A 13079-nucleotide genomic window follows, 5' to 3' on the forward strand; every position below is an offset into this window, starting at 1 on the left:
TCATCGTATCGGACTTGCACCGACTACTCCTTGCCGGTCTCCCGGCGCTCTATTTATCTACGGAGTATACTCTACAAATGGTCGCCGCTGGTTCGAGGAAGGGAAGCGCCCGCGCGGCAGAGGGGACGAGTCCGTAACCGACCGAGAGTCCGAATATGCGTGAGAAGCATCTGGGTCACGCCGTCTCTTTGGCGACGATTTTGTTGAGCACACGCGAGCAGTTTGCTCGCGCGCTACGTGACGCTGCGACAGCGAGCATCAGAGCGAGATCGAGAGGTGCAGGTTTCGACCCGCCGATCATCTCCCGCTACTTCCTCGAATCGCACGTCGACGACGCTCTCTATCTGATCGGCAGAGACGGACTCGACGCGCTCGAGAGCAATGTCCGCTTCGCGGTCGATGAAATGATACGAGAGGCGTTGGAAAACGTGAGGCTGCGGCGGACGGACAATTAGTCGATCGCGTTCTGGGTAAGCCGGCTACAGCGGCTCATTGCGCTTGCGCCATCACCCTCACATCGAGGCGCATCGGAGCCGACATTTCCCGACCAGCAGCGCGCTCGCCGTTGATCAATTTCAAAAATTCGTTTTGGGAGCATCCATCATGGAAGGACGAATAACTCTCACAGACATAGACCGCCCTAACGAGGCGCTCGAAGTCGATATCATCGCCGCCGACGAGACGTCTTTGACGCTGGCGGTGCCGAACACATCCGTGCAATTTCGATTATTCCGCAACAGCCGCAACGCTCCCTATCAAGGATCGTTGGGCGGTCGGAGCTTCTGCTTCGCTCCCCTTGCTGGCGAGGCCAGAAAAGGTCCACGTGGAACGTCCGGCGAAATTCACGTCACGCGATCCATCCGGCAACGTCAAACTTGAATGCATTACAATCATTGCCTATTTTGCTGACGACGCCATTCTGGAGGCTGTCATGGCAAGCATCACAATCCGCAATCTGGACGACGATTTGAAGCGCCGCTTACACATGCGCGCGGCCGAACACGGCCGCTCCGCTATCGGCGACGTGGAGCTAGAACTTCCCGCGCGCGGCCCGATCCGCGAACCGCCATCGTTCTCATGAGCGACGCAGTCATCCTCCTCGATACCAAGTCGTCTCTGCCCAGGGTTTGATGGTGCAATCTTCTCCTTAGGCTGGAGCGATGCACCAAGGGCCAAGTTCTCTACGGGAATCGGCATTCCGAGGTTCGCCGCTAAACCACGAAACCGGCAAGCACTCCGCTGGCGTCCAGTTTCGCGACTTCAGCCCTTATCGTCTTGCGCCGCTCCACATACGATCCTCCGATTTGTGAGAGCGCCTCAAGCGGATCATTGGCGTCCAGCGCGATATTGATCGCGGAATATCCTCCGCGGCCCTGATACAATATGTCGAAGACCCAGATCGCGCTGCGCCAGTCATCGCCCTTGAAATTTGGCGTCTTGCGCTTCGCCGTCGCGAGAAGGCTTCGCGCTCTCTCGACCAGCGTCGCGATTTGCGCGTCTCGCGCCGCGGAATCATCCTTAGTCCAGAGCATGAGCCGGGCGGCGGCCGAAAGTTCCTCCGAGCCAACGCTTGCCGGATCTGGATTGAGATATTCCATGAAGGCGCGCAATTGCTTCTCCTGTTTGCCATTGGGGCGCGTGAAAACGGTCTCGGTCTCGAGATTGACTGTTTCCGTTCCCGGCATGTCGAGCGCCACCTTGCCGTTCTTTAGCGACAATTCGGGAAAGTAGTTCCGCGCGCTCGGCAGCGCGAGCAGCCTGCGCATCAGCACGATAAGGTTGAGGTCCGGCGTATGCGCCGCGAATTGCGGGCCACCGAAGGTGAAGGCAGCGCGATCATAGCTGTTCACGCGGCCGAAATAGCCCGCGCTCTCTCCCTCGATCGTCGGTGAGATGAAATGCGCCCAGGGCCCATGAGCGGCGAGATGATCGGACGGACGGTAAACGCCTATGTCCTTTATTTCTGAGAGGCTCCTGTCCTGATAGAGGCCGGTGCGATGCATGTCGTCGGAATAGGAGACTTCCGACCCGATGAAGATCGTCGTTCCATCTTTGAAGGCGGCGTAATATTTCGATCCCTTCCTGACGAATCGATCGATGGTTCGCGTGCCGCCACCGCCGGGCGGCCCATGGTCCCGCGGCGGCGGAGCGGGCTGCTTCGACTTGCTTACCAAGCCGTTCCACTCATTCGTAATCGCGGGCGAGGGTACGATCGGAAAGCCGAGGCCGAGCGCGCCCGCGGTCTGCGGTCCGACGATGCCGTCCAACTCAAGCCCTTCGCTGGCCTGGAAAGAAGCGATGGCCGCCTCCGTGAGCGGCCCGAAGTCGCCATCGAAAGGCCCGGGATCGTAGCCTAACCCCGCGGCTGCATGCTGGATCGCAAGCACCGGCGGTCCGGCGAGATGCGGCGATTGGAGCGCGAAGAAGTTCTTCGGAATTTTCTGCGGCGGCGGATCGAAATCGGGTTCGTGCTCGACATCGCCGGGCTCGCCCACGCCGTCGTAGTCGACGCCGGGGAGCAGCACGCCGATGTCCCAGGGGCGCTCGTGAGCGCCGCTGAACTCGTCCACGCCGAATTTTGCGCCGCGCGCCTCGATCGTATGCGCGCCGTCGCCGACCGAGATCGATACATGGCCGACCAGCTTGGGCCGCGGGCGGCGAACGAGAATGGCGCCTGGAATCTTCAGCGCGTCTTCCCAGGCGATTCCGACGCCAGGCTCACCCGCGTCCTCGTACCAATAGCCCGAATAGGCGTCGCCACGATCCGCGCGCCTCGGGCGGAGGCCGAACGCCAACCCATAGGCCTGAAACACGCACCAGGAGACGAATTCGGCGCAGTCCCAAGGACCCTGCCAGTTCGGATTGTTCTTCGGAACTTTTGCGCCGAACACGTAACGCTGCTTCAACCGCGTCCGCGCGAGATCGATGATGTCATTGCCCAGCCGACCCGACATTTTGCGCCCTCTTAAACTTATTGGCTTTTAAAATCCGCCGCTCTCGCGGCATGTCATTCATCGATGCCGGAGACGTGAGTTCGCGCACGAGTTCCCCCGGCGCGCGCTCCGCGCCCCAGCGTTCGCTGCCGCGTCGGCGTCGTAACAGCTGCGCCAGACGAGGACGCCTGCGTTCCATACGCCAGCGTCAGCTCGACCCAGAGCGGATCGTCCTCTCCCACGTTCTCTCCATAGCTCAGTTCGAAAATCGAATTTTCGAAGGCCTTCGTTTCAGCGGATACGACGCCGTCGCCTCGGACGATACGATCCTTCGTCAGCTCACGGAGTCGCTCATGCAGGTCGTGGTAGGGCATCGGCCAGCCCTTCGGCGCCCGGTTCGTCTTCTGCTCCGAGGCGACCGCCTCCACGACTGGAATCATGGCGCAGAGCCGGGGATCGACCATCAGCTCAAGTCCGCGCTCGCGCAGCGTCGCATTGTGGCTCGCATGGTGGCCCACTTTATAGAGGACGACGCGCGATAGCAGCCCATCAATCGAGATTCGCACACGCTCGCTGTCGTCGGCCGGATAATCCCGATCGCCCCAAGATAGCCAATTGCCGACCTGCGCATCCGCCGCGAACAGGAGTATTTCCTTTCCCGGCAGCTCGAGGGCGAGTGCGAGCGAGGTGTTGTTGACGTCGCCATCGATCTTGAGCGCCAAGGTTTCGACGCCGCCGAGCCACTCCGTGTCGATCCTTTGCTGCTTCTTGTCACTTCTCTCATATAGACGCACGATCGGATCGTCCCGCGTCTTCTCATCGGTTTCGCTCTGCCCATCGCCGTGCGGTACATATCTGCGCCGGTGCAACGGACCAAACGGCTGGGCCACGAGATCCTTTTCGCTCGCCCCGTGGCCGTGGATCGCCGCGAGGCTGGCGACCGATTCGACGTCCTCGCCGCGCGTGAGATACACTTCGCGCGCAGAGCCGCTAGACGGATCGAGATTACGCAGGCGCTCGTCGTCGCGCGGCGGGCCGAGCACATAAGCGCGCAAGGCGCCGTCGACGCCCCATACCTGGCGCTCGCCCGGCTTCAAATAGGAAACATTGTCCGAGCCGGCCCGCCGCGTCAGCCATTCGATGACGGCTTCGCAGCTCGCATTGCCGGCCAACCCGTCGCCGTCGTCTCTCGCCAACCCGAGCGCATCGTCTTCGCCGCTCGTGTCGCCGTGGAACTGCATCAGATTGCGCACCGTCGACATCTCGTCCGCATCGAGCGCCGCATTGCCGGCGAGCGCAGCCAGAGCGGCGACTGCGCGCCTCTTCTTGTCGCGGTACCGATTCGCGAATTTGTCGCTTCGATCTTCAGTCCAGGCGGTCCACAGCCGGCCGATCTTCAGTGGGACGAAGGCCTCATTCGCCAGCACATAGCCGGAGAGATGATCGTAATGTTCATGCGTGACGACGACGAGATCGAGTTCGCCGTCGACAGCCTCCATGAGATCGGCCACGCCGAGGCGAATGCGCTCCTTACCGAGCGATGTGGTCGGCTTGGTCTCGCGGGCGCCGATCAATTGCAGCACCCCGCAATCGATCAGCATTTTGAAGCGTTTCTCGCCGACGATGTGCTGAATGAAGAAGAAATCGCCGAGCAGGCCGCGATACATCCGAATGGAAATCGCGCCCTCACGAGAGGCCGAGTGGTTGTTCTCCACCGCCGTCGGTCGCTTCGTCACGGACGCGCGAGCCTCGCTCGACTTACCGCTCGCTTTGGCTCGGCCCGATTTTTCGCTCGCTCTCGGGTTCGCTTTCCGGGGTTTTCGTGTCATCGCTAGCGCTCACTCCCCACGATGAAGCATGGCGAAAGGCTCTCCGACCTTCGCGTCGCCGGCAGCGGGCGCATAAGTGAAAGCCGCGCCGACTGGCCGCGCCAGAAACTCGCGCTGCTTTTTCAGCCTTTCGCCGTCGTCAATGCGCTTACGAATGACGTAGCGCAATTTTTTCTCGCGCAGGTCGACGATTATCGTTGCGCCGCCGCGGAACTTGAAGTCTTCATCATCCGTGAGCGCACCCGCGTCGGCTTGCCGCTGTCGCTCCTCATCGAGATAGCCTCGCCGCCTCTGCGCGACCTCAATTACGAGCAGGCGCAGGTCCTGACCGTCGGGACCCGTGCGACGAGTCAGGCGAACGCTATGCACTTCGACCTTGAATTCACCTTTTTGAGCGATGGATTTCGGGGCATCGCTTCGTGGCGTGAAATAGACGCCTAGCGCCTCTTCCCACAGAGCGTCGCTCGTCCGATCCCTTCCTCCGCTCCCCACGAGCCAGTTCCAGACCTGCCAGCGGAGCCTTTCGGCATGTTTCGCGACCTCTTCGCGATTGAAGCGCGGCTCCAAATCGAGGGTCAGTTTGTTGAAGTCCTTCGACAACGGATCCTCGCGGCCCAACGCCTGCTCTGGGCTGTCCCAAATAAGGCTCTCGGGAGAGATCGACAGACAATCGTCGGCGACGATACCGCGACGCAGAAAGGCTTGCGCGAAAGCGATTCGATAATTCAGATCGTCGTTTGGCACCAGATCGGCATCGGCTGTGATGATCGCGCGCAGGAACTCGCCGAAATGCACGTCGACGGGAGGGAGGTAGTCCAGAGCGCGAATGCATATTTGGAGCATCTGCTCCGCCGTCCTGATCGCTTCCTTCGCGAGCCGCCGCGTCAGCTCGGTGTCGAGCCGCTTGTTTTCACTGCGCTCGACCTTACCGATGCGCAGCAGATCGTCGGTTCGGGCTTTGTAGATCGTCAAGAAAGCGTCGAAGACGGCGGCGACGAGAATAGCGCCGCGATCGTGACATTCCGTCGTCCGGCCGAGAAGCGTCGGGTCCGGTTCGATGTCGACATATTGCCGGAGCGAGTTGCGGCCGGATGTGGCGGCGGCGAATTGCTTCGCCAGACCGCTCAGCAGCGTTTTTCGGTCGAGCTTGCCGCCTTGCTCCTGAATATGCGCGAGGACCGCTTCGTCGAGCGTGAAATGCGAGAAGAGCGCGACGATGTCGGCGAAAGCCTCGTGAAAAGCGAGACTGTCGAGGCTGGTCGATTCTTTGTACCGGCGATGCAGTCCGTCGAGCGCGGCGTGCGTCGTTTCATGCGCGATGACGTCATGAGACAGGGCCGTGAACACCCAGTTCGCGCCAACCGAATCGGCGGCGCTACGGAAATAGCCGAACAGCAGCGCATGTTTTGTAAAGCTATAGTAGGCGTTAGCCTCCCGCATAGCATGCGGATAGATACGCAGTTTCCTTAGCGCCTCGTAGGTTCCCTTCTTCTCATCCCATACGGGTGCCCAGAGCAGCTTGCGGCCGAGCGCGCGCTCGAACAATTTGATCACCTTCATTGCGACGGCGAAGACCATCTGCTGATGGAATTGCGGATTTCCCTCGGAGGGAGCCAATCCGTTCTGCGCGAGCAGATGGCGATCGTCGAGGTCGAGAGGACGGTAGAATTGTCCGCTTGCAGGGTCGATGTCGACGACCTCGAGATAATCATTGACCGGGCCGATCCCGAGTGGCTCCTCCCAACGCTCCTCCCAGGGCAGATTGATCGTGGCGAAAGCGTATTGCGCCTCGCCATACATGATCGCCGACTGCGGATCGAAGGCGTAAACCCGAATTTTACGTGTCGGCGGGGGACGATAGACACTGGTCATGGTCTCTCACGCTATAAAAGAAAGAATATCGCCAGCGCGAATCACTTCGGCTGAGGGCGCAACAATTCCGGGGCATGGTCGGCGATGCGCTTGGACAGGAGCGCCGCGCCGTGACGCGTCAGGACGGCAATCTCCTCGCTCGTCAATTTCTCGAGATTTGTGCCGATCGAGGAAGCGAAGCGCGCGTCACCCGCCTGCTGCTCGCCGAATTTACTGTCAATCGAGAACCACAGGGGCTTGGGGCCGGCCTTCGCGCTGTAACGGTGCTCGATGCGATCGAACTCGAGCCCGCGGATCTGCTCCATCATGATGTCGATCGCCGCCTTGAGCACGATGGCGCCGGATTCGGTCGGGCGTTCATCATTAGCGAAGGGCTTTCCGCCGTCGCTGACGATCATGTAATCGATCCGGTTACGCTCCATGCGCAGCAGCGGATTGATTCCCATATTGTCGTAGACGCCGCCGTCGCACAGCGTGACATATTCCACTGCCTTGCAGGGATAGGCGGCGGCGTCGAGACGCAGCGGTGGGAACACGGGCGGAAACGCTGAAGAGGCTGCGACTGCTCGCGCAATCGGAAAGTCCGGTGCCTCGAAGACCCCGAGCTCGTGCTCGCCCATTTCCTCCTTCCCTCCTTCTCCCGCGACGAAGAAGAACATGTTTCCGGTCGAGAGATTGGTCGCGTTGAAATAGACGCGCGGGCCGTTTTTCAATTGCGAGAGCGTCTTCTTGTCGAACAAATCCCGATCGTAGGAATCTGCGAGCTTGTCGAGCCGCGTATGAAACGGATCGAAAACCCCACCGATCACCGACGATATCGCGATCGACTTCGTCTGCAAATATTGCTCCAGCCTCTCAAGCGTCGCGGGAAGGTCGCTCCAGCCCGCGGCCATTGCGCCGCCGGCGATGCTACCCCCGCTGACGCATGAAATCAGATCGATCTTTCCCAGCAAATTCAGCTCGTGCAGCTTGCGCATCACCCCGAGATGAAAGCCCGCCGCACGAAACCCGCCTCCGGAAAGGGCGAGGCCGATGCGCTTTTGCGCCCCATCGATCACGACCGCCATGTCATTGCTCCCACGAAATCCACTTTGATCAAAATGATCGTGTCTCCGACCGACTTCGCGCGTGCCTCAGAGCTTGACGCGAAAATCGACGATCGCCTTGGTCGGAAACGTGTAATGTCCGTCGATGCTCGATTGCAGCTTTTTTCCGTCCTTGTCATGCGCGACTACTGCAACGGAATAGACCCGCTTCGGATCAACTTCGTAGCCGCCAGCCTGAGGGAACCGATTTTGGTCCAGGAAAAAAATGGATTTGATCGTTCGCCACACGCCGACCGGGAAAATTACTCCTGCGATAGACGTCGGCTCGATTTGATCCAGCGGCGCTTTCGCCGGCATTTCGCCCACGTCGCTCACCGACACATAAACCGGCCCGACCGCCAGGTCGCGTTCGACCGTGATCGATATCCAGGCCTTGTCGTCCTTGGGTTTTGGCCTGACGTCCTCAACAGCTCTCGGATCGCGATATCCCAATGACACGAGGAGGCGGTAGACGCCCGCGCTGCCTCCCGCAAGAATTAGCGCAGTCAATCCCTGCGAAAACAGAGCGTCGTTGCTCGGAATCTTGTTGAAGCCATACGTAGCCATCAGCGTGGTGACGACGTCGATCTGGAACAGCCAGACTGCGAAGGCCGAGACCGCGATCATGACCAAAGTCTTCATCCCGCGGCCGTTGAACAAGGACAAATAGAGACGCCAGCTAAAAACCACCGCCAGCGCGGATTCGATCAAGATCGCGAGAACAAACAAAACGACGAGAGCCTTGAACGAGGAGCCGACGACTTGCATGTTGTCCGCGTCGAGCCAGCTTTTTGGTGCTTCCGCCCAAGCCGAGCTTGTGGAGCCCACAAAAAGAGCGACTGAACAGACTAGACCAATTGCTGCTGGCGTTCCCGTTTTGGGCATAACCGGACCTCGTCGCAATTTCTGATAGCCACGACAATCTGCAACAAGGCCCTATTGAAAGCAGAGTCCAGTTCCCGGTCAAGCTTCAATCCGCGCCACCCGGCTTCAAGCCAGACAGCCCTCGCCGGAGGGATACGGCTTTCGCGACGAAATGGCTAGAAAATTACGGCTTCTCCTGGCCGACGATCGCGGAGTGAGCGATTGCTCTGACCTCGACGCGGTCGGCAATGCTGTTCGAAGGGCTTGGCGTCGGTCGTACGTCGTAGGAAAAAAGAAGTTCGAAGGCCTACGAAAATAGGGTGTATCCAGCGGAATTGCTGGGGACCGACGTTGACTTACGATAGCTTGGCGTCATCCCGCTCGCCCCAAGTGCCGACACTGCGCGCCTGATGGAGTTGGCTCTCGCGGATGTCTCTAAGGTTGATCCGGTCAATCCCGAAGTCTAGGATTTCTGATAAGGTACACGCCCGCTTGCGACAAAAAGCTGATACCTTTCCAATTGGGGTCACGCCCCTGCGGGCAACGCCGAATTCAGCCGTGTCAGCGAACGCGCAGCTTCGCGCTTTCCGTCAGAGGTCACATATTCCATGTACGCGAAATCCCTATCGATCTACGGCTTCAAATGCTTCGGTAAGGCCGCAGTCGAATTTTGTTACCCCGGCCGGACTAAGGTATCGCTTGAGCATCCGAACATCAATCTCATACTCGGTGACAATGGCGGTGGAAAATCAACGGTTCTCCGAGCCATTGCAATAGCGGCGCTCGCTCCTGCCCTCATCAATGCAGGTTTTGTAGCCTATCGCCTCGTCCGCCGCGACGCCCAGGGCGGAACCGTCGGCAATAGTCTGCTTAAGCTCCTGGGGGTCCTAAACAAAGCAGAGCAGTCCACAAAACCGTACCTGCCGCCTACGAAGTCCGGCCGAAACGCCGGACGAAATGGTCGCAATCCACGTGAGTTCCTTGCTCGGTTGAAAGCAAATCCACGAAGCCAGATCGACCAACTGACGCTGGAATCCACGCCGGAGAATCCGATCTCAGACCTCATCTACGACGATTTCTCACCCGCGTTTTTCGTTGTCGGATACGGAGCTACTCGGCGCGTTGAAAGTGGCGACTTCAGCTTGTCTAGTGAAGATAAACGACGTGGCCGTCGTTACCAGCGCGTCGCCAGTTTATTCGAAGACCACATCGCCCTCCGCCCATTCCGATCCTGGTTCCCGCCTCTACCAGAGTCCCGGAAGACGGAGGTGCTGGAGCTTTTGAGACTGGCGCTGCCCGATAATATCCAGTTCACCAGCACAATGGAGGGCGAAGAGTATATGTTCAATTTCGGGGGAGTGCCAACGCCATTTGCTGCCTTATCCGACGGATACAAAGCCTTCATCGGCTGGATATCGGATCTTCTAAGCCATATGGTGTCGGTAGCCGAAGGGCAGGCACTCAACGAGATCACGGGTATTGTTTTAGTGGATGAAATTGACTTACACCTGCATCCGTCGTGGCAACGCGACGTGATAGGACGCCTTGCACGTGCTTTCCCTCGCTTTCAATTTGTTTTCACTTCTCACAGCCCACTCGTCGCCGCATCCGTTCAATCTGGCAACGTGATTGTAACCGGTACCGACCCGGCAGGGCAGCCTACTCTGGAAAGAATGGAGGAGACCCTTTACGGCCGAAGCATTGAAGCGGTATTGATGAGTCCGTATTTTGGGCTTGAGAGCGCACGTCCCGCCGGAGCACGGGCGAGCACGGCGGCGCTGGCGGCCAAAGTAGCTGAAAAACCGGAAGGCGACATCGACGCAGCGGAAGCCTTCCTCAAACAGTTGGCAGATCCGCTAGAGCGGCTCCGCAACACTAAAGCAAACTGAATCCATGATCCGTCACACATTTGACTTCGAAAAATTACGCGCCGACATCGAAAAAGAGGACCCTTCGTGGTTCAAGAAGGCGTCGAAACGAACGCAAAAGCTCCTCAAGCTCGGCAGGTTTGAGGAGACAAGTTCGATTTGGTCGAGCGCCAAACCGGCCTTCATGATTTTGCAATCGAACAAGTGCGTATTCTGCGAGCGTGCGTTCACCGGCCCAAACGAGAGCCGCATCGAAATGGATCTTGAGCACTTCCGCCCCAAGAGCGAAGTCAGGGAGTGGAAACCGCCGTTCGGAACGGCAACTTACCCAGTTGAACTTGGCAACCCATCGCCCAACGGCTACTTTTGGCTTGCCTATGATGTTAGCAACTATGCCGCCGCATGTAAAATATGCAACTCCGACTGCAAGGGTGCCTACTTTCCGATAGCTGGCGAGCGGTGCGATGATCCGACCAATCTGGCGGCACTTGCAGCCGAAATGGCCTACTTGGTTTATCCAATTGGAAATGGAGACGACGACCCCGAAGAGCTTGTCACCTTTACGGGCACAGTGGCTCGTCCAGTCGCACCCAATGGGCCGCGTCACGTTCGCGCGACCCTGATTATTGATTTCTTCCAGCTCAACGCCCGTGACCAGCTTCACATCCAACGCGCCGAGACAATAGAACGATTCGGTAAAGCTCTTGTCGCCATTGCCGATGGCACAGACTCGCCAGCGGATAAAACATATGTCGCCCAGATCCGAAATCCTCTGATCCCACATGCAGCATGTTTACGTGCATACAAAAAGCTGTGGGATCGGGACCAACCGGGTGCAAGGCGAATCTATGTGGCATGCCGGGAGATGTTGGCAAAACGGCTGCTTGATCCAAGCTCCCGAGGGTTAGGCATAGGATACGAGTGACCGTACCGTCCGCCGTCTGTGTTCATCCGGAGGCGCGGCGTATTAGGCAGGACTCCTCCGGCCACTTGTCGAAATATGGCACCCCTTTCTCGGAATCGTTCGTTAATGAGGCGAGCCCGACATGCAGGGCTGTTCAATGCTCTTTACAAGCCGCGATATGAGAGCGTGACGGCGGGAACGATAGCGCCGCTCCACAAGGCTCGGGCGATGTTTTCGACGCCGTTTGCTCGGGCGATGTTGAAGGCTTGCGAGCACAGGCGGGCCATGACGCCGGGATTGACGCGGATGCGGCTCGCATCCTCGGCGAGGGTCACGTCTCGAACCCAATGGTTTTCGTTCTCCACGGCCCAATGGCCGCGGATGGCTTGTCCGAAGGTTTCGGCGGGCAACATGACGGATGATGCATAGAAGGCGGTTTCCTCCCGTCGCTTCCACATCCCCGTAGCGGCGGAACGGATCAAAGTCGAGCGCGTGACGCGCACGATCGCGGCGATCAACGTCCCCCTTTCGCCGTCGCAGCGGACGCCGCCGGGAGCGTAGACCTCGACATGCCGGTCCTCCTGGCGGCTTCGGGCCAGATCGCGGCTGTCGGCCGTGGCAATCGGAGCCGCCGTCGCGGCGATATGCTCGCAGTGTCGCAACAGGGCCGGCTGATTGCCTTTGACCTGCACGATGAGATCATTGCCGGTCACTTTGGCGATCTCGAAGGTTTTTTTGGCAGTGCATGGCGTCGAGCGTGAAGACGCGCTCTTTCAAGCCCATGGCGGCGATCAGCGCCTGCGCGGCGGGGATCTCGTTCTGTCGATGACCTCATGCGCGAGAATGATCCGATGGTCGACGGCGAAGGCGCTGAGCACATGCGCCGCTTTGCGATCGGCGAAAGCGTCGAAGCTCTGCCGCAGCGTCTTTCCGTCAATGGCGATGAAGCGGGACGGCGCGCCCGCGCAGGAACTGTCGAGACTTTCCGCATGACGGCGGAACGCCTTCTCGAGCTCGTCCGGATCGAGCTGCCGCAGGATTCCGCGCACGGAGGTGTAGGCCGGCGCCCGGCGCAGCGCCGCGTCCGGAAACGCCGCGTTGAGCAAGGAAAGCCTGGCGCGGATCAGGGCGCGAATTTGCCAATACGACCGAGCGCCGCTCAGCATGGCGAGGATCGAGAACAGGATGACGCCGACTTGATTGTAAATCCTTCCTTCCGCGCGCCGCCGATCGGGAATGGCGGCAAGGCAGGATGCAAGATCGATCGTCGTCACGGGGCAACCTCCGATTCGGGTTGCTCCCCATTGATTCAGAGACCTCTACGCTTGAAAAGCGAAAAATCACACCACTTCACCAAACCGAGTAGAGAGCGTTGAACAGCCCTGGCCCGACATGCGTCCTCACTCGGAAAGCATCTATGTTGGAAAGCGCGTTGGTATTACTTCCAGATACGAATACATAAAATATTTACCATCTACTATTGCTTAACAAAAAGTGCCGATAGATCAGATTCACGAAGAACGGACACTTTTTTAGCTCACGACCTTTATTGCCGGAAATTACGATGTTAGGCCGGCCTTTGTGTACGACGAGCCAATCGCGCTGGCGAGGGCGAAAGTTGACGTCAATATTATAAATCCAAGTGTAAGCGCCGTTGCGACCCCATTGATTCTTCGGGTTCGGAAGGATTTTCGGATGTGAGATTCTTCTGAGGGACAGCCATG

General features: G+C 59.0%; 11 protein-coding genes. 4 read left to right on the plus strand and 7 right to left on the minus strand.

Translation table 11 applies throughout. The features are described from left to right. Positions 1-155 precede the first annotated feature (155 nt). Positions 156-455 (plus strand): hypothetical protein, encoded by a 300-nt coding sequence (locus ACT53T_RS06560; RefSeq protein ID WP_476160598.1) that lies wholly within the window; start codon positions 156-158, stop codon positions 453-455. A 368-nt stretch (positions 456-823) separates the two neighbouring features. Continuing rightward, complete coding sequence (locus ACT53T_RS06565; protein WP_476160599.1) at positions 824-1081, plus strand: FitA-like ribbon-helix-helix domain-containing protein; 258 nt, start codon at positions 824-826, stop codon at positions 1079-1081. 130 nt (positions 1082-1211) lie between these two features. Here the strand turns inward: ACT53T_RS06565 and ACT53T_RS06570 are convergent, their stop codons facing one another. The 5 genes from ACT53T_RS06570 to ACT53T_RS06590 all read right to left on the minus strand — a co-directional run bounded on the left by ACT53T_RS06570 (position 1212) and on the right by ACT53T_RS06590 (position 8604). Next, a complete protein-coding gene (locus ACT53T_RS06570; RefSeq protein ID WP_476160600.1) occupies positions 1212-2954 on the minus strand; it encodes a C40 family peptidase in 1743 nt (580 codons plus the stop codon). A 53-nt stretch (positions 2955-3007) separates the two neighbouring features. Further along, positions 3008-4669 (minus strand): hypothetical protein, encoded by a 1662-nt coding sequence (locus ACT53T_RS06575; RefSeq protein WP_476160601.1) that lies wholly within the window; start codon positions 4667-4669, stop codon positions 3008-3010. 102 nt (positions 4670-4771) lie between these two features. Continuing rightward, the gene (locus tag ACT53T_RS06580; protein ID WP_476160602.1) at positions 4772-6340 is read right to left on the minus strand and encodes a hypothetical protein; all 1569 of its coding nucleotides are present in this window, start codon (positions 6338-6340) and stop codon (positions 4772-4774) included. A gap of 335 nt (positions 6341-6675) precedes the next feature. Beyond that, positions 6676-7701: a patatin-like phospholipase family protein gene (locus ACT53T_RS06585; RefSeq protein ID WP_476160603.1), complete on the minus strand. Its 1026-nt coding sequence runs from the start codon at positions 7699-7701 to the stop codon at positions 6676-6678. 66 nt (positions 7702-7767) lie between these two features. Beyond that, entirely contained in the window at positions 7768-8604 is an 837-nt protein-coding gene (locus ACT53T_RS06590) for a hypothetical protein (protein ID WP_476160604.1), read from the minus strand. Between the two features lie 587 nt (positions 8605-9191). On the opposite strand from ACT53T_RS06590, the gene ACT53T_RS06595 reads away from it, so the two are divergent. Then, positions 9192-10472 carry an AAA family ATPase gene (locus ACT53T_RS06595; protein WP_476160605.1) on the plus strand — a complete coding sequence of 427 codons (1281 nt, stop codon included), beginning with the start codon at positions 9192-9194 and terminating at the stop codon, positions 10470-10472. A 4-nt stretch (positions 10473-10476) separates the two neighbouring features. After that, positions 10477-11376, plus strand: a complete 900-nt coding sequence (locus ACT53T_RS06600; RefSeq protein ID WP_476160606.1) for a hypothetical protein — start codon at positions 10477-10479, stop codon at positions 11374-11376. Positions 11377-11519: 143 nt separating this feature from the next. Here the strand turns inward: ACT53T_RS06600 and ACT53T_RS06605 are convergent, their stop codons facing one another. Both ACT53T_RS06605 and ACT53T_RS06610 read right to left on the minus strand, forming a co-directional pair. Beyond that, entirely contained in the window at positions 11520-12068 is a 549-nt protein-coding gene (locus tag ACT53T_RS06605; RefSeq protein ID WP_476160607.1) for an ISAs1 family transposase, read from the minus strand. A gap of 78 nt (positions 12069-12146) precedes the next feature. Further along, positions 12147-12629 (minus strand): ISAs1 family transposase, encoded by a 483-nt coding sequence (locus tag ACT53T_RS06610; protein WP_476160608.1) that lies wholly within the window; start codon positions 12627-12629, stop codon positions 12147-12149. Positions 12630-13079: the final 450 nt, after the last annotated feature.

This window comes from Methylosinus sp. DMC45 (assembly GCF_056313885.1).

What these genes read in the sequence shown, in the direction of transcription:
- ACT53T_RS06560 (WP_476160598.1), top strand. Translation starts at nt 156, where the DNA reads ATGCGTGAGAAGCATCTGGGTCACGCCGTCTCTTTGGCGACGATTTTG.
- ACT53T_RS06570 (WP_476160600.1), bottom strand. Translation starts at nt 2,954, where the DNA reads ATGTCGGGTCGGCTGGGCAATGACATCATCGATCTCGCGCGGACGCGG.
- ACT53T_RS06580 (WP_476160602.1), bottom strand. Translation starts at nt 6,340, where the DNA reads ATGGTCTTCGCCGTCGCAATGAAGGTGATCAAATTGTTCGAGCGCGCG.
- ACT53T_RS06585 (WP_476160603.1), bottom strand. Translation starts at nt 7,701, where the DNA reads ATGGCGGTCGTGATCGATGGGGCGCAAAAGCGCATCGGCCTCGCCCTT.
- ACT53T_RS06590 (WP_476160604.1), bottom strand. Translation starts at nt 8,604, where the DNA reads ATGCCCAAAACGGGAACGCCAGCAGCAATTGGTCTAGTCTGTTCAGTC.
- ACT53T_RS06595 (WP_476160605.1), top strand. Translation starts at nt 9,192, where the DNA reads ATGTACGCGAAATCCCTATCGATCTACGGCTTCAAATGCTTCGGTAAG.
- ACT53T_RS06600 (WP_476160606.1), top strand. Translation starts at nt 10,477, where the DNA reads ATGATCCGTCACACATTTGACTTCGAAAAATTACGCGCCGACATCGAA.